Source organism: Arenibacterium sp. CAU 1754 (assembly GCF_054482635.1).
On the sequence record NZ_JBTLRG010000001.1, the window covers coordinates 1069054 to 1088723 of the forward strand.

A 19670-nucleotide genomic window follows, 5' to 3' on the forward strand; every position below is an offset into this window, starting at 1 on the left:
CCTGCAAACCCGCCTTGATAAAAATGGTATACCATTCTAGGGGCATTGCAAGTCAAACCCCCTGCCGGAAGGATTCAGCCTATGAAAGCTCTTTACGCACATGCGGCACATGATCTGCGCCTGGCTGATTGCGCGCCCGGCACGCCGGGTCCGGGACAGGTGCGCATCACGCTGGAACGCGGCGGTATCTGCGGGTCGGACTTGCATTATTACAACCACGGCGGGTTCGGCGCGGTGCGGCTGCGCGAACCGATGATACTGGGCCACGAGGTTGCGGGGCGTGTTTCTGAACTGGGCGACGGCGTCAGCGATCTGGCCGTGGGCGACTTGGTCGCCATCTCGCCCTCGCGCCCCTGCGGCCACTGCACGGAATGCCTGCGCGGATTGCCCAACCAATGCCTGAACATGCGGTTTTACGGCTCGGCCATGCCCTTTCCCCACATTCAGGGGGCCTTTCGCGAAGGTCTGATTGCCGACGCGTCGCAATGCGTGCGCGCAAATGGCCTGTCCGCGGCCGAGGCGGCAATGGCCGAACCCCTGTCCGTGGCCCTTCATGCGGTGCGCCGGGCCGGTGAAATGCTGGGGCGGAGTGTTCTGGTCACCGGGTGCGGCCCGATCGGCATTCTGGTCATTCTGGCCGCGCGGCGGGCCGGGGCGGCAGAAATCATCGCCACCGACATTGCCGACACCGTTCTGGAAATTGCCCGTGCTGCCGGGGCGGACCGGGCGCTCAACACTGCTGCCGATCCCCACGCGCTGGCCCCCTATACCAATGACAAGGGCACGCTGGATGTGTTGTTTGAATGCTCGGGCGCCCAGCCTGCGCTGGTATCAGGCATCGCCACCTTGCGACCGCAAGGAAAGATCATCCAACTGGGCCTGTCGGGCGACATGAGCCTGCCGATGATGCAGATCACGGCAAAGGAGCTATCGCTTATGGGGTCTTTCCGCTTTCACGAGGAATTCGCCATTGCGGTGCGGATGATGGAACAGGGGCTGATAGACGTGAAACCGCTGATCACCCACAGCTTTCCGCTGGCCGATTATGAAACCGCCTTTGCCACAGCCGGTGACAGGTCGCGTGCGATGAAGGTCCAGCTGGAGTTTGGTGCATGCTGACCTTTGCCGCGGCGGTTCTGTTCCTAATCATCACGCCCGGCCCAGGCGTGATGACCACCGCCGGGTTTGGCGCGGCCTATGGGTTCCGCCCCTCGCTGAAATACGTGCTGGGCCTGTTCCTGGGCACCAACCTTGTGATGCTGGCCGTGGTCAGCGGACTGGCCGCCATCGTTCTGGCCATCCCGTGGCTGCGCACCGCGCTCATGATCGGCTCGGTCGGGTACTTGCTGTATCTCGCCGCGCGCATCGCCTTTGCGGGGTCGAAAATATCCTTCATCGCGGCCACCACCGCGCCCGGCGTTCTTGGCGGCATCCTGTTGCAGGCGATCAACCCCAAGGCTTACGCGGTCAATACCTCGCTGATGACGGGGTTCAATTTCGCACCCGACAACCTGGTGTTTGAAATCCTGTCCAAGGCCCTGATCATGAACGCCATCTGGATCCCGATTCACCTGACCTGGCTTTGGGCCGGGGTGGCGCTGCACCGGCTTGACCTGTCCGAGCGTACACAGCGGTCGATCAACATGCTGATGGCCCTGTCGATGCTGGGAGTCGTGGCCCTGGCGATCTGGTCCGCATCCGGGATAGCAAAATGAAGCCCTCTCTTTCCTTTTCGGCAACCATACGGACATGACGTTCACATGACTGACCACACCTATTCGGGCATCTGGCCCGTCGCGCCAACCCCGTTCAACGACGACGGCAGCCTTGACCTTGATGGTATGAAACGCGTTCTGGACTGCATGATCGACCAAGGCGTCGACGGCATCTGCATTCTTGCCAATTTCTCCGAACAGTTCCTGATTTCCGATGCCGAGCGGGACACCCTGACCCGCCTGTCGCTAGAGCATGTGGCCGGGCGCGTGCCGGTGATCGTGACGATCAGCCACTATGCCACGCCCATCGTGGTCGAGCGGGCGAAACTGGTGAAATCGCTGGGCGCCGATATCGTGATGATGATGCCGCCCTATCACGGCGCCCTACTCAAGGGCACGCCGGAACAGACGTTCGAACAGTTCCGCGCCGTGGGCGAGGTTGGCATCCCGATCATGTTGCAGGACGCGCCCCTTTCGGGCGTGGACCTGCCCGTGCCCCTGTTGGTTCGTATGGCCAACGAGATCGAGATGCTGAAACTGTTCAAGATCGAATGCCCCCAGGCCGCCGCCAAGCTGCGCGCGCTGATTGCCGCGGGCGGGCCCGCAATCGAAGGACCGTTCGACGGCGAAGAGGCGATTACCCTGCTGGCCGATCTGGATGCCGGGGCGACCGGCACCATGACCAGCGCCATGATCCCCGATCTGATCGGGCCGATTGTGCGCGATTTTCTGGCCGGCAACCGGCAGGCCGCGATTGACGGGTATGCCCGTGTTCTGCCGGCAGTGAACCATGAAAACCGCCAATGCGGATTCCGGGCCGCCAAGGCCGCCATGGTCGAAGGCGGCGTGATCGCCTCGGAATTCTGCCGCCATCCGATTCCGGCGCTGCATCCCGACACCCGCGCCATGCTGTTGGAGCTGTTGCGCCCCTTGGACCCCATGGTGCTGTCATGGGGCAAGTAAGGGATGTGAAATCTGCCTTGAACGCCTTGCAGGGCATTCTTGGCGACCGGTTGGTCACGGCGACTGCCGACCGCGATCTGCACGGGCAGAACGAAACCTATTACCCCCAAACGCCGCCCGATGCGGTGGCCTATCCAGAAACCACGCAAGAGGTGTCGCAGATCCTGCGCATTTGCAACGAAACCGGCTGTCCGGTGGTCGCCTATGGCGCGGCCAGCTCGCTTGAGGGGCAGCATCTGGCGGTCGCAGGGGGCATCAGCCTGGACATGAACCGCATGAACCGGGTGCTGGCCGTCAATGCCGAGGATCTGAACGCCGTGGTCCAGCCGGGCATCACCCGCATAGCGCTGAACGAGGAGTTGCGCACAACGGGACTGTTCTTTCCGGTCGATCCGGGCGCCGATGCCTCGATCGGGGGTATGACCGCCACCCGCGCCAGCGGCACCACCGCCGTGCGCTATGGCACGATCCGCGAAAACATTCTGGCGCTTGAAGCCGTGCTGGCCGACGGCACCATCATCCGCACCGGCACACAGGCGCGTAAATCGTCCACCGGGTACGATCTGACCCATCTGCTGGTCGGCTCCGAAGGCACATTGGGCATCATCACCGAAATCACCCTGCGCCTGCAGGGCATCCCCGAGGCGATCTCGGCCGCGACCTGCCGTTTCGCATCGGTCGAGGATGCGGTGAACTGCGTGATCCTGACGATCCAGTCGGGTCTGCCCATGGCCCGGATCGAGTTGCTGGACGAGATGATGGTCAAGGGGTTCAACGCCTATGCCAAGGCAGGTCTGCCCGAACAACCGCACCTGTTTCTGGAATTCCACGGCACGTCCGCCGCTGTTGCCGAACAATCGCAAATCTTCGGCGAAATCGCGCGCGACTTTGGCGCCGAAGGCTGGCAAACCGCCGAAACGACCGAGGCGCGCAATGCGCTTTGGGCGATGCGGCACAAGGCGCATTATGCTTCGGCCGCGCTGGGACAGGGCAAACACCTTTGGCCCACGGATGTCTGCGTGCCCATCTCGAAACTGGCCGAAGCGGTGACACAGGCACAACAAGATGCGGTCAGGCTGGGCCTGACCAGCACCATCGTCGGCCATGTGGGCGATGGGAATTTTCACGCTGGCATCAGTGTCGACCCCGACAACCCCGACGAAATGGCCCGCGCCGAAGACTTTACCAAGGCACTGGCCGAAACCGCGCTGCGGCTGGGCGGGACTGTCAGCGGTGAACATGGCGTGGGACTGGGCAAACAGAAATACATGGTCGCCGAACATGGCCCGGCCCTTGCGGTCATGCACGCGATCAAGGCCAGCCTTGATCCCATGAACATCCTCAACCCCGGCAAGATGCTGCCCCCCGCCGAATAGGAGACTGCGATGCTACCCCATTCCAACCCTCATCCTGACGCCACCTTTGTCGGGCGCGTCTGGCGGCCCGGCATCGGCCCTGCGGTTGTGCGGCTTGATCGCGACGATGTGACGGACATCACCAGCCGGGACATCCCCACGATGCAGGCGCTGCTTGAACATACTTCACCCGCCGATGCGGCCCGCGCCGCCCAGGGCGAGTCGATCGGCACGCTGGGCGACCTGGTTGCGGGCTCCACCTCATCGGCCGGCGCGGATGACCTGCACCTTCTGGCCCCGGCCGATTTGCAGGCGATCAAGGCCAGCGGTGTCACATTCGCGGAATCCATGGTCGAACGCGTAATCGAGGAACAGGCCGCAGGCGATCCCGACCGCGCCGAGGCGATCCGGCAAAAGGTCAAATCGGTGATCGGCGACAGCCTGTCGGGCATCACCCCCGGCTCATCCGCCGCGACGCAGGTCAAAGAGGTGCTGTTGGCCGAAGGGCTCTGGTCGCAATACCTTGAAGTCGGGATCGGCCCCTACGCCGAGGTGTTCACCAAATGCCAGCCCATGGCCGCCGTTGGCTGGGGCGCGGCCGTGGGCCTGCACCCGATCTCCAAATGGAACAACCCGGAACCCGAAATCGTGCTGGCAATCAACGCGCGCGGCGACATTGTCGGCGCGACCCTTGGCAACGACGTGAACCTGCGTGACGTCGAAGGGCGGTCGGCCCTTTTGCTGGGCAAGGCCAAGGACAACAACGCCTCGTGCGCGATTGGCCCCTTTCTGCGCCTGTTTGACGCCGAATTTTCGCTGGATGTCGTGCGCAAGGCCGAGTTGTCCATGCGGGTCGAGGGGGAGGACGGGTTCGTTCTGGACGGCGCGTCCTCGATGACCAAGATCAGCCGCGACCCCGCAAGCATCGTTGCCCAGACCATTGGCCGGCATCACCAGTACCCCGACGGCTTCTTTCTGTTCCTTGGCACCATGTTCGCGCCGGTCAAGGACCGCGATGGCCCGGGTCAGGGGTTCACCCATCACGGCGGCGACGTGGTCACCATTTCCGAACCGACGCTGGGCGCATTGGAAAACACGGTGCGCCTGTCGACGGAATGCCCGGAATGGACCTTTGGAACATCGGCGCTGATGCGCAACCTGTCCGGTCGGGGGCTGTTGTGACCACCCCGCGCCCGAAATCCGGGGACATGGCCCCGTCATGACCCGGAACCGTTTTCTCTGCATCGGTGAATGCATGGTCGAACTGGCCCAGCTTGACGGCGACACCTATCGCCGCGGTTTTGCCGGGGACACCTTTAACACCGCCTGGTATGCGCGGCGTCTTTTGCCGCCCGACTGGCAGGTCGGCTATGCCAGCTGTATCGGAACCGACGCCGTCTCGCACGAAATGGCGCAGTTCATGCGCGATCAGGGCATCGACACCACATCCTTGCGCGCCGTCCCGGACCGGACCGTCGGCCTTTACATGATCAGCATCGACAAGGGCGAACGCAGCTTTTCCTACTGGCGCAGCCAGTCGGCGGCCAAATGCCTGGCCGAGGATACAGCTTGGCTCACCGAGACCCTGCAAGAGCGCGACGTGATCTATTTCTCGGGCATTACGCTGGCCATCCTGTCACCGGCGCATCGCGCAAACCTGCGCGACGCCATCGCAGCGGCGCGCGCCGGTGGGGCGCTGGTCGCGTTCGACACGAACCTGCGGCCGCGCCTGTGGGAGGACACCGCAACGATGAAGGCCGAAATGACCCTTGGCGCCGCGGTCGCCGATGTGGTGCTGCCGTCCTTTGACGAAGAAACGCAACTCTTCGGGGATGCCACGCCGAAGGACACCATTGCGCGCTATCGCGACGGCGGGGCCAATGTTGTCGCCGTCAAGAACGGGGGAGAGGCGCTGACCCTGTGGGACCGCGCAGCAGGAACCTTGGACCTGCCGGTGCACAACGTCGCTCAGGTGGTGGACACGACCGCCGCCGGGGACAGTTTCGGTGCGGCCTTCGTGGCCGGGATCGCCACGGGGACACCGCGCGAGGAGGCCGCGGAGCAGGCCATGGCGTTGGCCGCAAAGGTCATACAGGCCAAGGGCGCTCTGGTGCCCGGTATCTTCGAGGGTGGCAGCGCAAGCTCCTGATCATAGGCAGGCTGTCGCCCCCTCCAAGGATCAGTTGACGGGTGTCAAAAGCGCACTCCCGGCAAGAAACGCCGACACGTTGTCGCGCTGAAGCTGGCCCATGGCGGCGCGCGTTTGCACCGTGCCCGACCCCTGATGGGGTTGAATGACCACGTTGTTCAGCTTGTAAAACCGCGGGTCGATGTCAGGTTCGTTCAGGAACACGTCCAACCCGGCGCCAGCGATCTTGCCTTGTTCCAGCGCTTCCAGAAGCGCGGCTTCGTCCACGGTCGTCCCGCGTGAAATATTGACCAGAACACCGCGCGGCCCCAAGGCCTCGATCACCTCGGCCGAAACGAATTTCTCGGTGTCTGCCCCGCCCACAAGGGCGATCACCAGATAGTCGACGGCCTTGGCCAAAGACACCGGATCCCCGTGATAGGTCCAGCCGGGGGTCTCTTTTTCCGAGCGGGCGAAATAGTGGATATCCATTTTGAAGGCCGCCAGACGGTCGGCAATCTCGCGCCCGATCCGCCCCAGGCCGACAATCCCCGCCGTGGACCCGCTGACCTTGCGGTTCAGCGGGTATTCGCCCTTGGCTTTCCACTGTCCCGAATGCGCCCATTCCGACGCCTGCAACATTTCGCGCTGCTGCATCAGCAACATGGCCACGGCCAAATCCGCCACATCGTCGTTCAGAACATCCGGCGTGTTGGTCACCTTGACCGACCGGGCATCCGCCGCAGCCACGTCAATGGCATCATAGCCGACCCCGTAATTCGCGATCAGACCCAGATTGGGCAGCAAATCCATTTCGGCGGCCCCAAACGGGTGGTGCCCCTTATAGGCCAGCGCCGTCACGCCCTGGCGCGTGGGTTCACCCATGTTGCCCACCTTGGACGGATGATCCAGGAACACAGGCTGAAACGTGTCGCTCAGCGCGGAAAGATCGGACTCGCTGTAGGGGCCGATAACGAGGGTTGCGGTCATGGCGTGCTCCTTCGGGATAGGGTGAAAATGGTATACCAAACGAATAGGCGATTGACGCAGCGTGTCAACCGCCCTGCCCTGCGCCTAGCCCGCGCAGATCGATTCAACCGATTTTTTCACCGCATCGAGGTTGAAGACATTATCAAGCCAATTGTCCTGAAAGATCACCGTCTTGGCCTGATCAATCGCCATCAAGGCCCCGTCCGAAAATTTGCCCTCGGGGAAAATGCCGAAGGCAATCGCCAGTTCGATTTTGAGATGACCCAGCACGAAATCATGCGCCGCCGCCTCGGGCACACCCATCGAAACCGCGCGGTCCGTCGCGTCGCGCAATGCCAGCGACAGGGTCGCGGCAACGGTTTCCGACAGGGCCGGTTCAAGAACGGCGATGTTTTCAAGTGTGCAGCGGTGCGACCGGGCCACCGGGGCATAGATCACCTTGGCGATTTCCTCGCACAGTGCGTAATGCTGCTCCGGGCCCTGGATCAGTGCGCAGACAATCCCCTGCGGCATGGCGATTCCGCCGAAATAGTCCTTTTGCGCCGCGATATCGGGCGAGGTGTCAAAGATGTTGGGATGACACGGGTGGGTGCAGAAATAGGTTACATCCGCGCGTTCGGGCATCTCGCCTGCATAGGGTGCGGCGGCATCCAGCACGATGATCGAGGTGCCGGGTTTGACCTTGTCGATGAACGTATGGGCGATCTTGCCGATCAGCCGGTCGGGAACCGCCATCAGAACCACATCCGCCCCGGCCAAAGCGACGTCCTGATCCACGGCTTCTGCCCCGACCTCGGCCAACAGACGCGCGCGTCCTTCGTCCGATATCTCGACATGGTCGATGTCGAACCGCGACGCCTTGAGGTTCTGTGCCAGACGCACCCCCATCTTTCCGCCGGCGCCCAGCAAAGCCACTTTTGTCATGTTCCCATTCCTTCCTTATGCGGCGCCACCGCCGCGTTTTATCCAACCGAAATAATCTTCGCTGCCCATTTGCCCGCCCTTCAACGCCAGTTGCAGACCGGCAAGGGCGGCGTCATCCGAATGCGCCGCAAGCAGGGCCGCCCCGGGCGTTGTCGGCGCCAGAGCCGTAAAGGCGAACAGGTCCAGCTGACGCGCGGCATGGCCCGAGGTATCGCCACCCGAAATCACTGCGCGGCGAATGCCGGTTTCGCGCAAAAGCCGCGCTAGAATGCGTCCAAGGGCCGACCCGATCCGCGCATTTGCGACATCTTCGGGCACCTGCGCGCGATTGGCTGCGGCGCGCATCGCCTGCACGGCGGGATCGTCCGGACCACGGGCGGAAAAGATCAACGGATCGCGCCCCTGCGTCAGGGCTGTGCGCGCCGCGTCGATGACGCGCTCTTCCTCCCCCGGCGAACTGGTCACCACCGTGGCTGCATCCAGCGAAATCGGTTCGAACCCGTTGTTTTGGGCCCAATCGATCTGGCCACGGGTCACTGGCGACACCGATCCCGAGACCGCCAGCATCTGCCCGACCGGGCCTGCCGATCCGGCGGCGGGTGGCGGATCAATCAGACCTGCATCCTGCCAGTGGGCCACCAGCGCAAATTCGATACCCTGCGATCCGACACAAAAAATCTGCCGCCCCGTCTGGGGCCAGATCAGACCACCGCAGGCTGACATATGCGCGCGGGTCATGCTGTCCAGACAAATCACCTCGGCGCTGTTTTCTGTTTCGCGCTGCAGGCACGCGGCCGCGTCGCGGTTCAGATCCTCAAGCGTGATCATGCCAAACCGCCGCCCGGTCTGTTGCCCCAAATGCCGCGCCACATCGGATTCCTGCATCGGCGTCACCGGATGGCGCGCCATGACCGGGTGCCGGTCCAGCCGGAAAACCCCATCGGGTGCGCCGGCAAACAAATGTCCAAAGGCCTGATAACGCCGCATTTCGGGCGCTGCGATCAGGCAGGGCACCCACGGCCCGCCCACGATTGGCGCGCCAATGTCGATGGCCTTGCCGATGGAGCCGACATGGGGTGCGGAATCCAGCGTCGAGCAAACCTTGTAATGCACAATGGGCGCGCCGGTGTCGCGCAGGAACCCGAAGGCGGGCGGCAGGTTCCGATCCATCCATGCCGGACCGTGCGCGCGGGCCGTGCTTGCGATGCCGATGGCGCGTGCGTCGGGAAACCGGGCCAGTTGAGCGGGCGTCGGAATGTCCAGAAACAGCACCGAGGGCAGCCCCGCGAATTGCAGCACCTCCATCGTCGCGGCGGATCCGGTGAAATCATCCCCGTACCACGCCACCAGAAACCCGTCAGGCAGGGCCGTCATTTGCGATAAGCCTGCAATGCCCGGTCCAGTGCGGGATGGGTGGCGGCATACTCCTGCGCCGGGATACCGGCAATCGCCGCCTCCCATGCCTCGCGCAGGGACCGGACGCCGGCCACGGGTCCGTCCGGGTGCGCCATGATCCCGCCGCCGGCCGCATAGATGCAATCGGCACTGCCGAGCCGTCGATAGGTTTCAGGAGGTTGGATCGCGGACTGGCCGGATGAAAACACGGGCATTGCAACACAGGGGTGGTCGTCGAATAGCGGGGTCAGCAGGGATTTCGCCGAGGCGATGACACTGTCATCCGCTTCGCTGAACTTGTTCTGCAGACCGTTGACATGCATGTGGTCCGCACCCGCGATCCGCCAGAATTTCGACCACGCCGGATAGGACCATCCAAGGGCCGGATGGCGGGACAGATACCCCCAACCGTTACGATGCGCATGAATGGGCAATTCGGAATGGCGCGACAGGCCCAGCATCCCGCTCAGCCCGACCGAGTTCAGACTGACCATGACGCAGGTCCCGCCAAGGTCGCGCACCAGATCGTGACGGCGGCGCATATCGTCCACCTCGCCCGTCAGGTTAAAGGCAAACATCACCTTTTTCCCGGTCCGCTCCGCATGATCGTTCAGCACGCGCATCACCGCGCGGGCGCGGTCTTCAAACGGGCAATTGGGCCCGTTGGCCTGCAATTCGTCGTCCTTGATGAAATCGATCCCCGCCTGAGCAAGTGTGCCGGCCAATACAGCGGTTTCTTCGGGGCGAAATCCGACCGACGGCTTGACGATTGTGCCAATCAATGGCCCCGCCTGCACCCCGGCCAGACGCCTTGTTCCCTCTATCCCAAATCGCGGTCCCGGCCCCGCCTGGGCAAAGGCCTGTGGCAGGCGGATATCCAGCAGGCGCAGACCCGAGAATTGTTTCAGTTCGAACAGGTTGCCCGCGACCGTTGCCATCAGGTTCATCAGGTCAGGACCGACATTTCCCATGGGCCAGGACAGGGTTGCACGGGCCTGAACGACCCGCCCGCCCGATTGGCTGCCGGGCAAGGACGGCCCATCAACGGTCCCCATGATCTCAAGTGACACCACCCGCGCGGCCGAGCGGTCACGCAATTCCGGTGTTTCGCCGGGCACCGATACAAAGGTCCCCGAGGATTGCTCGCCCGCCATTGCGGCCACGGCCGCCGCCGGGTCCAGCGCGGTTTCGATCAGGTAGTCCGCTTCGATCCGGTCGGTCATTGCGCGTTCTCCTGATGATAAAGCGCGTTGGCGCGTTCCAGATGCGCCCGCATGCACGCCGCCGCGCCTGCGCTGTCGCCGCTTTCGATCGCCTCCAGGATTGCGCGGTGCTCGGCCAGCGTCAGCGCCTCAAGCCCGCGCTTGCGGACCTGCTCCACGTGAAAGGCGCGCATCCAGGTGAACACCCCATGCGAAATCGTTTCGAAAATCGGATTGCGGGAAATCGCCGCGATCTGGCGGTGAAACCGACCATCCCATTCCAGAAAGGCCTCGGGGTCATTTCGCGCTGTGGCCTGCCGATCCAGAATGTCGCGCAGGGCAGCCAGATCCGTCTCGGACCGGCGCTGCGCCGCGATCCGCGCCATCTCCGCCTCAAGCGTGACACGCGCCTCTTTCAGGTGATCCAGTGATGTGTCCGAATGCTTGAGCAAATGCTGCATCGACGTGCCCAGCTGATCGACCAGCCCATCCAGCGAGGGCGCGGCGATGCGTGGGCGTTCGCCATGGCGAATGTCGATCACGCCCATGTGCTGAAGGCTTTGCATCGCTTCGCGAATGGCCGGTCGCCCAACATCATATCGGGTCATCAGCTCACGCTCGGACGGCAGGTGGTCACCGGGCGCGAGACCGTTTTCACGGATCAGAGTCAACAGCCGGTGCTGCACCTCGTCCGAGAGTTTTCGGGGGCGAATTGATTCTGGTACACTCATCATACCAGTTTGATAGCGTGACCAACGCCCCTTGACCAGCGCCGTTGCACGGGGCCGATCAATCTCTTTACACTCGGTTTAAATTCAGAAGGTTACGACCTGTATTTACCAAGCCAGTTTAAGGTCTCTGCCGTATCGCCCTGCACCTTGTACTCGGCACCGATGGGACGGTCCCACCCCATCCGGGCCACTTCACCCAGAACGTGGGCGTAGTCGAGTTCGCCGTGATCGGGTGTGCCCCGGTCCGGAACGGCGGCGATCTGGATATGCCCGATGATCGGCAACAGCCGGCGCAGACGGCGCGTCAGATCGCCTTCCATGATCTGCAGATGGTAACAGTCGAACATCAAGGCGAGGTTCTCTTGTCCCAGCTCATGAATGATCGCGGCGGCCTGTTCGGATGTGGACAGGAAATAGCCGGGCGCATCGTAGTGGTTCAAAGGCTCGATCAGGATGGTGATTCCCAGCGGCGCGGCGGCGGCGCAGGCATAGCGCAGATTGGCGCAGAAGGTGTCATGTGCGCGGGGTCCGCCGGAAAATCCGGGCATGACATGCACCATCCCCGTGCGGGTTTCGACCGCATAGGCCAATGCCTGGTCGATCGCGGCGCGGGCCTCCTCTTCGCGCCCGGGCAGCGCAGCAAGACCGTTTTCGCCGATGGCCGTGTTGCCCCGGCTTGTGTTCAGCCCCAGCATTTCAAGCCCGGTGTCCTCCAGCGCGGCGCGCACATCCGCGACCGGCTGATCATAGGGCCAGTGGCATTCGACCGCATCGAACCCGGCCGCATGGGCCGCGCGAATTGCATCGGCCAATGGCCTGTCATTCCACAAGAAACCCAAGTTTGCCGAAAACTTCATCCGTCCCACTCCACGTCGAATTTGGTGACAAGGGCCCGGACCTGCGCCTGGCTCAGCATGCGGGGAGACAGTCCGCGCGTCAGCAAGGCCAATCGCGCGGTATCTTCCAGTTCCTCGATGGCGTTGCAGGCGGCCTCGACGTCCTTACCCGCCACGACCGGGCCATGGTTGGCCAGCATCACCGCAGACCGTTTTCCGGCCAGCCCGCGCACCGCCTCGCCCATGGCGGGATCGCCGGGCAGGAAGAAGGGCAACAGTTTCACCTTGCCCAGTTTCATGATCCCATAGGGGGTCAGCGGCGGCAGGAAATTATCCGCGTCCGCATCAGGCATCATCGACAGGGCGACGGAATGACACGAATGCAAATGCACCACCGCCCCGGCGGTGCTGCGCGTGTCATAAAACGCACTGTGCAGTGGCATTTCCTTGGTCGGCGGGTCCCCGTCGATCAAAGTGCCCTGCCCGTCAAACCGACTGAGCCGACCAGGGTCGAGCCGCCCAAAGCTGGTTCCCGTGGGCGAGACCAGCAACCCGCCATCGGGGGTTCGGGCCGAGATATTTCCGGTGCTGCCCCCGGTGAGGCCCCGGTCGAACATGGATTTCGCCAACAGGCAGATCTGTTCGCGCAGGCGGGCTTCCTCGCTCATGTCGCCTCCAACCTGCTCAATGCCTCGGCAAAGAATGTTTCGCTGCCGAAATTGCCGGATTTCAGCGCCAGCGCAATGTTCTGCCCGTCGGTCCGGGCAAAGCACCACGGCACACCGGGCGCGATTTCCGCCCCGATTTCCAGGCGATCGACGCCCAGCGCCTGTGTCACCGCGCCTGAGGTTTCGCCCCCCGCCACGACAAAGCGGCGCACACCCAGATCGCGCGTGGACACCGCCAACCGGGCCAGTGCGTCCTCGACCACGGCACCGGCGCGCGCGACACCAAGCTGACCTTGCGCCGCACGAACCGTTTCCGGATCGGCGGTCGCATAGATCATGGGCACCGCTGTTTCGGGTTGCGCGGCCAGCCAGTCCAGCGCGCCCTGCACCCCGTTTTTGGCCAGATCCACCGCGTCGAGTTTCAGCGCCGGTCCCTGCCCCTGAAACGCGGCCACCTGCGCGCGCGTCATGGCCGAACAACTGCCCGACAGGACAATGGCGCGCGGCCCGACATCGGGGCGCGCAAGCGCGGCCATGTCACCGGGCAAGGTGCCGTCCTGCATCCAGAGGGCGGGCAATGGCATGGCCACGGCGCTGCCGCCGGTCATCAATGGCATGTCCTTGCAGGCCGTTGCGATCACGCTCAGGTCCTCATCCGCCACGGCATCGACCACCACATGCGCCACGCCCGCGCCTGCGAGTTCCGCCAACCGGGCCGACAGGGCCGCCGGTCCCTGCGCAACGGTCAGGCGATTGGCAAGGTCAACCGGGCGTGTCACCTGCGGAGCCAGAAGCCGCATCAGGTTTGAATCCCGCATCGGTGTCAGCGGGTGATCTTTCATCGGGCTTTCGGCCAGCGGCTGTTCCCCCACGAAAAGCTGCCCCATGAAAATGCTGCGCCCGTTTTCGGGGAAGGCCGGGCAATAGATTGTCTGCTGCACGTTCAGGTCCTGCATCAGCGCCTCGGCAACGGGGCCGATGTTGCCCTGCGGCGTGGAATCGAAGGTTGAACAGTATTTCCAGAAAAATCGCTGTGCACCGGCCCGTTTCAGCCAGTCCAGCGCCGCACGCGCCTGCGCGACCGCCTCGGCCACAGGTTCGGTGCGAATCTTGAGGGCAATCACCTCGAATGCGGCAGGGTCCTGCGGCGGCCCGTCGGGCACACCGATGCGCAGGGACACCCGCACGCCCGAGCGCGCCAGAAGCCCGGCCAGATCGCTTGCCCCGGTGAAATCATCCGCGATGCAGCCCATGAATGTCGTCTTGTCGGGGGGTGTCATCTGTCCTGCCTTCGTCCTTTGCGGGCTGTCATCTTTCGCGGGGTCATTCCGCATCTCCTGGCAGTGTCAATCCGGCGTTGCGGGCATAGACCTTGGCCACTGCAGCATCGTCCTCGCGCCCCAGTCCCATGCCCGAGGCGGCGAGGAACTGCTGCAACGCCGCCGCGGTGACCGGCGCGGAAAAGCGCGCCTTGCGGGCGATGTCCAGAACGATCCCCAGATCCTTGGGCCAGATGTCGACGGCGGAGTGCGGCGCATAATCGCCCTCGACAACATGGGGCAACCGGTTTTCCAGCATCCACGATGTGCCCGCGCATTGCGGGATGACCTTGTGAACCATTTCCGGCGAAATGCCTTGTGTCATTCCGAATGTCACTGCCTCGGCCATCGAGGCGATATGGACACCGGCCAGCAACTGGTTGACGGCCTTCATCGCCGATCCCGGCCCGGCCGCATCCCCCAGTTCGAACACTGTTTCCGAAACCGCATCCAGCACCGGGCTTGCTGCGGCAAAGGCCTCGGGCGTGCCGGAGGCCATGATAGACAAGCGTCCCTCGGCGGCCTTGACGGCCCCGCCGGATATCGGCGCATCGAGATAATGCACGCCCGCCGCCTGGCATCGCGCTTCCATGGCGCGGGCGAAATCGGGCGCGACCGTGGGACAGGCCACAACGACGGCCCCCGGCTTCATCCGTGCCACAACGCCATCGGGGCCGAACAACGCCGCCTCGCTTTGTGCTGCGTTCAGCACCACAAGCACGACGGCATCCAGCGTCGGTGCGATATCGGGCAATGCCCCATCCGCACCCCCCTGATCGCGAAAGCGCGCGACCGCATCCGTATTGATATCAAACCCGTGGGTCACACCCCCGGCCCGCAGCAGCGAACAGGCCATTCCGAAACCCATCGAGCCCAACCCGATCACGGCGACACTCATTTTTTCTGACATTTCCATCCCTCCGGCTTGATTGACACAGGGTCATTCACCCGGCCCACATGTTTGCGCAAACCTATACCAGGAAGCTGGATATGTTAACGAAAACGTATCGCCGCCTGTTCAACATGACTCGAAGGCGCTCAACGAGTCTGCCGACATTCGACATCAGACGAACGGGCCAACAACTTAAAAAATACGCGAAAACCGGCTGGGGCATGGTGGCGGGGAGACAGGGATTCGAACCCTGGGGACGCTCTCACGCCCAACGGTTTTCAAGACCGCCGCATTCGACCACTCTGCCACCTCCCCGCTTGGACGCCGGATGTATGCGCTTGGCGCCCGGCAGGCAAGCAAAAACAGGGGAATTCTTGCCGAGCGCGAAGCAGTACACTTTCCATGTTGATCCTCTGGCGTTATGGTGCGCGAAAGGCGGTAATTCGCCAAACAGCAATACGACCGGAACAACCGGCAAAAGGGCAGTACACGGCCCCTGAACAGGCAAGGGACTTCGAAGATGAGCGAAGCACAAAATGTCAACAGACCCGCCAAACGTCTGGCCGGGCTGATCTTGGCGACGGCAACACTGTCCGCCTGCGCCGAGGGGGAAACGTTTTCGTTTCTTCAGCCCAAGGACAATCCGGCCATAACCGAGGACGAGGCCACCGCAAGCACGCGCGCACCGACCAAGCTGATTGAACGCGATGTCGAGGCGCCGGATGTCTTTTCGGCCACCGAGGCTGGGTTGTGGGATGGCCGCCCGTCGCTGGGCGGTGTCTGGGTTGCCCACCCGGATGTTGACGAACCGGAACGCGTCATGATCCGCAATACGGCCAATGGCAAATCCGTGATCGGCGCCCTGTTCCGCCGGGAACGCGATATTCCCGGCCCCCGCATTCAGGCCTCGTCCGACGCGGCCACCGCCCTTGGCATGCTGGCCGGTGCGCCGGTGCAGCTGAGCGTGATCGCCTTGCGCCGCGAAGAAGTGACCGAAGAACCCGAAACGCCGGCCCCCGAAACGGTTGAAACCGTGCCCGAGACGACCGAGGTTGCTGAATCCACGCTCGACCCGATTGCAGGGGCGGAAGCCGCGATTGATGCCGCCGGCGCGCAGACCGCCAGTGTCGGCGAGGCCGCCGTTGCCGAAGAACCGATCATCACGGAACCCGCACCAAAGAAAACTTGGTTCGGGCAGAAGCTGTTCGGCCGGAAAAAGGTGGATGACGCGCCGCTGGACGCCATCGGGGCCACAACGGTCGTTGCAACCGATATCGCGGCAACCGAACTGCCGGCCGCAACCGCGGCAGCGCCAACCGCCGCACCGGTGGCGGCACCGGCCCCCGCACCTGCGCCCAAACCGAAGCCCAAGAAATCTTCGCTCGACAAACCCTTCATCCAGATCGGTATTTTCAGCGTCGAATCCAACGCCAATCGGACCGCCGACCAGATCCGGCGCTCAGGCATCGTCCCAACGGTCTATGAGCAATCTTCGAACGGCAAGAAATTCTGGCGCGTCGTCGTCGGACCCGCGCAATCAAAATCAGAGCGCGCGACCCTTTTGAAGAAAGTCAAAAACACCGGATTCTCAGACGCCTATGCCGTCACCAACTGACAGGAGCCCACTTAAGGTGATTTCCGCCAAACGACTTTTTGCTGCCGCCCTTGTTCTGATCCTTCCTGCGCTGCCCGTGTCGGCCTTTGATACGCAGGCCAAGGCCGCTTATGTGATGGATATCAGCACCGGCACCGTTCTTCTTGACAAGAACGCCGATGAACCGCTGCCGCCCGCGTCGATGTCCAAGCTGATGACGCTGTACGTGGCGTTCGAGGCCATCCGCGACGGCCGCCTGACGCTGGACGAACGCCTGCCGGTGTCCGAACACGCGATGAGCTACAAGGGATCGACCATGTTCCTGAACACCCAGGACAAGGTGCGGGTCGAGGACCTGTTGCGCGGCATCATCGTTCTGTCCGGCAACGACGCCTGTGCGGTGATCGCCGAGGCGCTCAGCCCCGATGGCAGCGAGCCGGGTTTCGCGCGCTACATGACCAAACGCGCCAAGCAGATGGGCATGATGAATTCCACTTTCACCAATTCCAACGGCTGGCCGCAGGCCGGGCACCGCATGTCGGTGCATGATCTGGCCATTCTGGCCGAACGTCTGATCAAGGATTTCCCGGAATTCTATCCGCTGTTCGCGGAAGAGGAATTTGCCTTTGACGGACGTGCGCCCAGCAATACACAAAACCGCAACCCTCTGTTGCAGCTTGATATTGGCGCGGACGGTCTGAAAACCGGCCACACCGTCGAGGCCGGTTATGGCCTTGTCGGCTCCGCCAAACAGGGTGACCGGCGCGTCGTCTTCGTGATCTCGGGATTGGATAGCGTGACCCGCCGCGCAGAGGAGGCCTCGGCCATCGTTAACTGGTCGTTTCGCCAATTTGCCGAAAAGATCGTTGCCCGCGCCGGAACGCCCATCGCCCAAGCCGAAGTCTGGATGGGGCGGGAGCAATCGGTAGGGTTGGTGCCTGCCGAGGACATGAAGATCCTGATGCCGGTTCTGGGCGGCGACGACATCGCGGCCGAGGTGGTTTACTCCGGGCCCATTCCCGCGCCGATCCAGCAGGGTCAGCAACTGGCCGAACTGGTCATCACCCGCGATGAACTGCCCGAAATGCGCTTGCCGCTGGTGGCCGAGAATGCGGTGCCCACCGGCGGGTTTTTCGTCAAGGTTCGCACGGCGGCCAACCTGCTTTTGACGCGGTTCGCGAACGGCCCGGCGAACCCGTCGTGACACCGTCGCAAGTGGCCGGTCTTTTCATTTCCTTCGAAGGTATCGACGGGTCCGGCAAATCGACCCAAGCGCGCCTTTTGGCAGAAACCCTGCGTGGCGAAGGGCGGGACGTGGTGTTGACACGGGAACCCGGCGGCTCGCCCGGGGCCGAGGAAATCCGCGCCCTCGTGCTCGAAGGCGACCCGGACCGCTGGTCAGCAGAAACCGAGATTTTGCTGTTCACAGCCGCCCGGCGCGACCATCTGGAACGTACCATCGAACCAGCCCTGGCCGCAGGCAAGATCGTGATCTGCGACCGGTTTGCCGATTCAACACGAATGTACCAGGGCCTGTCGCGCGGCGATCTGCGCCCGGTCGTGGACCAATTGCACGCCTTGATGATCGGGCGCGAACCGGATCTGACCATTCTCATCGACATGGACCCGGAAACCGGCCTTGACCGCGCCCTGTCGCGCAAGGGCCACGAAGAACGGTTCGAGGATTTCGGCCCCGATCTGCAACGCAAGATGCGCGGCGGATTCCTTGCTCTGGCGGATGAGTTTTCCGACCGGTTCCACGTCATCGACGGCGGGCGCGCCATTGAAACCGTTGCCGCCGAGGTGCGCGCGACAGTAGCACTGGCCCTGCCATGAGCGATGATTTCCCCCCTCCCGATCAGGCCCCTGGTGCGCCGCACCCGCGCGAAACGCAGCGCATTTTCGGGCAGGATGCAGCGCAGGCGGCGTTCCTTGATGCTTTTTCGTCCGAGCGGCTGCACCACGGCTGGCTGCTGACCGGCCCGCGCGGCGTGGGCAAAGCAACGCTTGCCTGGTCCATCGCGCGGTTCCTGCTGGCCACACCGGCACCAGCAGGGGATGACATGTTCGGCGCCCCGCCCACATCGCTGCATATCGACCCCGAACATCCCGTGGCCCGCCGCATGGCCGCCGGGGGCGAACCCGGACTGGTCTGCATCACCCGGTCCGTCAACACCGACACCAAACGCATGCGCGACCAGATCGTCGTGGATGACGTGCGCAAGCTGAACCGGTTCTTTGGCCTGTCGGCCACCGACGGCGGGCGCCGGGTGGTGATCGTCGATGCCGCGGACGAGATGAACACCAGCGCCGCGAACGCCCTGCTGAAAATGCTGGAAGAACCCCCCGCCCGCACAACACTGTTGCTCGTCTCCCACCAGCCTTCGCGCCTGTTGCCGACGATCCGGTCGCGCTGTCGCACCCTGCGCCTGTCGCCGCTGAACGCGACCGACATGCAGGCCGCCCTGGAACAGACAGGGGCGGACCTGCCCGCCAACACTGATCATCTGGCCGCGCTGGCCGGTGGGTCGGTGGGTGATGCGCTGCGGCTGATCTCGCTGGGCGGGCTTGAGATCTATGCCGAACTTGTCGGCATTCTGGGCACCTTGCCCCGTCTCGACCGGCCCCGCGCGCTGGCGCTGGCCAATGCCGCCGCCCAGCGTGGCGCGGCCGAAAAATTCGAACTGCTGCTTACCCTGATCGACATTGCGCTGGCGCGGCTCGCCCGCACCGGCGCCACCGGCACACCGCCCAGCCCCGAGGCCGCGCCGGGCGAGGCACAAACCTTTGCCCGGCTTGCCGCCGACCCGCAAAAGGGACGCGCCTGGGCTGAAACTTCGGCCCTGATCACAGCCCGCGCCCGTCACGGACAGGCGGTGAACCTTGACCCCGCCGCCCTAGTCCTAGATACGGTTTTCAAGATGCAGGACACCGCCGCGGGCTGACCCCGCACACAGG

Annotated in this window: 19 protein-coding genes and 1 tRNA gene; 10 read left to right on the plus strand and 10 right to left on the minus strand. The window is 63.6% G+C overall.

The genetic code is table 11. The annotated features are described in order from the left end of the window. The first annotated feature begins 81 nt into the window (after positions 1-81). Genes ACXYMO_RS05160 through ACXYMO_RS05185 form a run of 6 tightly spaced genes read left to right on the plus strand, consistent with a single transcriptional unit; the run spans position 82 to position 6182 of the window. On the plus strand, positions 82-1119 hold the full coding sequence (locus tag ACXYMO_RS05160) for an L-idonate 5-dehydrogenase (RefSeq protein ID WP_458877586.1): 1038 nt from the start codon (positions 82-84) through the stop codon (positions 1117-1119). After that, the gene (locus tag ACXYMO_RS05165; RefSeq protein ID WP_458877587.1) at positions 1113-1715 is read left to right on the plus strand and encodes a LysE family translocator; all 603 of its coding nucleotides are present in this window, start codon (positions 1113-1115) and stop codon (positions 1713-1715) included. The genes ACXYMO_RS05160 and ACXYMO_RS05165 overlap by 7 nt, the downstream gene beginning before the upstream one ends. A gap of 45 nt (positions 1716-1760) precedes the next feature. Then, positions 1761-2678, plus strand: a complete 918-nt coding sequence (locus tag ACXYMO_RS05170; protein ID WP_458877588.1) for a dihydrodipicolinate synthase family protein — start codon at positions 1761-1763, stop codon at positions 2676-2678. Continuing rightward, positions 2666-4054 (plus strand): FAD-binding oxidoreductase, encoded by a 1389-nt coding sequence (locus ACXYMO_RS05175; RefSeq protein WP_458877589.1) that lies wholly within the window; start codon positions 2666-2668, stop codon positions 4052-4054. The genes ACXYMO_RS05170 and ACXYMO_RS05175 overlap by 13 nt, the downstream gene beginning before the upstream one ends. Before the next feature lie 9 nt (positions 4055-4063). Continuing rightward, a complete protein-coding gene (locus ACXYMO_RS05180; RefSeq protein ID WP_458877590.1) occupies positions 4064-5215 on the plus strand; it encodes a fumarylacetoacetate hydrolase family protein in 1152 nt (383 codons plus the stop codon). A 37-nt stretch (positions 5216-5252) separates the two neighbouring features. Next, positions 5253-6182, plus strand: coding sequence for a sugar kinase (locus ACXYMO_RS05185; RefSeq protein ID WP_458877591.1), 930 nt, complete (start codon positions 5253-5255; stop codon positions 6180-6182). 30 nt (positions 6183-6212) lie between these two features. Here the strand turns inward: ACXYMO_RS05185 and ACXYMO_RS05190 are convergent, their stop codons facing one another. From ACXYMO_RS05190 to ACXYMO_RS05235, 10 genes are all read right to left on the minus strand, one after another. After that, positions 6213-7151: a 2-hydroxyacid dehydrogenase gene (locus tag ACXYMO_RS05190; protein WP_458877592.1), complete on the minus strand. Its 939-nt coding sequence runs from the start codon at positions 7149-7151 to the stop codon at positions 6213-6215. Between the two features lie 84 nt (positions 7152-7235). After that, the gene (locus ACXYMO_RS05195; RefSeq protein ID WP_458877593.1) at positions 7236-8075 is read right to left on the minus strand and encodes a phosphogluconate dehydrogenase C-terminal domain-containing protein; all 840 of its coding nucleotides are present in this window, start codon (positions 8073-8075) and stop codon (positions 7236-7238) included. Between the two features lie 15 nt (positions 8076-8090). Further along, entirely contained in the window at positions 8091-9449 is a 1359-nt protein-coding gene (locus ACXYMO_RS05200) for a four-carbon acid sugar kinase family protein (RefSeq protein WP_458877594.1), read from the minus strand. Continuing rightward, positions 9446-10693, minus strand: coding sequence for a ribulose-bisphosphate carboxylase large subunit family protein (locus ACXYMO_RS05205; RefSeq protein ID WP_458877595.1), 1248 nt, complete (start codon positions 10691-10693; stop codon positions 9446-9448). Before ACXYMO_RS05205 ends, ACXYMO_RS05200 begins: the two co-directional genes overlap by 4 nt. After that, positions 10690-11406 carry a transcriptional regulator NanR gene (gene nanR, locus ACXYMO_RS05210; protein WP_458877596.1) on the minus strand — a complete coding sequence of 239 codons (717 nt, stop codon included), beginning with the start codon at positions 11404-11406 and terminating at the stop codon, positions 10690-10692. Before nanR ends, ACXYMO_RS05205 begins: the two co-directional genes overlap by 4 nt. Positions 11407-11495: 89 nt before the next feature. Beyond that, entirely contained in the window at positions 11496-12260 is a 765-nt protein-coding gene (locus tag ACXYMO_RS05215) for a hydroxypyruvate isomerase family protein (RefSeq protein ID WP_458877597.1), read from the minus strand. Then, a complete protein-coding gene (gene otnC / locus ACXYMO_RS05220) occupies positions 12257-12907 on the minus strand; it encodes a 3-oxo-tetronate 4-phosphate decarboxylase (RefSeq protein ID WP_458877598.1) in 651 nt (216 codons plus the stop codon). Before otnC ends, ACXYMO_RS05215 begins: the two co-directional genes overlap by 4 nt. Continuing rightward, complete coding sequence (otnK, locus tag ACXYMO_RS05225) at positions 12904-14187, minus strand: 3-oxo-tetronate kinase (RefSeq protein WP_458877599.1); 1284 nt, start codon at positions 14185-14187, stop codon at positions 12904-12906. Before otnK ends, otnC begins: the two co-directional genes overlap by 4 nt. Positions 14188-14230: 43 nt before the next feature. After that, positions 14231-15136 carry an L-threonate dehydrogenase gene (ltnD, locus tag ACXYMO_RS05230; protein WP_458877600.1) on the minus strand — a complete coding sequence of 302 codons (906 nt, stop codon included), beginning with the start codon at positions 15134-15136 and terminating at the stop codon, positions 14231-14233. 207 nt (positions 15137-15343) lie between these two features. Further along, positions 15344-15433 (minus strand) — tRNA-Ser (locus tag ACXYMO_RS05235). Between the two features lie 205 nt (positions 15434-15638). Between ACXYMO_RS05235 and ACXYMO_RS05240 the strand changes: the two genes are divergently transcribed. Genes ACXYMO_RS05240 through ACXYMO_RS05255 form a run of 4 tightly spaced genes read left to right on the plus strand, consistent with a single transcriptional unit; the run spans position 15639 to position 19657 of the window. After that, the gene (locus ACXYMO_RS05240) at positions 15639-16733 is read left to right on the plus strand and encodes an SPOR domain-containing protein (protein ID WP_458877601.1); all 1095 of its coding nucleotides are present in this window, start codon (positions 15639-15641) and stop codon (positions 16731-16733) included. Further along, a complete protein-coding gene (locus ACXYMO_RS05245; RefSeq protein ID WP_458877602.1) occupies positions 16717-17916 on the plus strand; it encodes a D-alanyl-D-alanine carboxypeptidase family protein in 1200 nt (399 codons plus the stop codon). Before ACXYMO_RS05240 ends, ACXYMO_RS05245 begins: the two co-directional genes overlap by 17 nt. Next, on the plus strand, positions 17913-18548 hold the full coding sequence (gene tmk / locus ACXYMO_RS05250; RefSeq protein WP_458877603.1) for a dTMP kinase: 636 nt from the start codon (positions 17913-17915) through the stop codon (positions 18546-18548). The genes ACXYMO_RS05245 and tmk overlap by 4 nt, the downstream gene beginning before the upstream one ends. Beyond that, positions 18545-19657, plus strand: a complete 1113-nt coding sequence (locus ACXYMO_RS05255) for a DNA polymerase III subunit delta' (RefSeq protein ID WP_458877604.1) — start codon at positions 18545-18547, stop codon at positions 19655-19657. The genes tmk and ACXYMO_RS05255 overlap by 4 nt, the downstream gene beginning before the upstream one ends. Positions 19658-19670 lie beyond the last annotated feature (13 nt).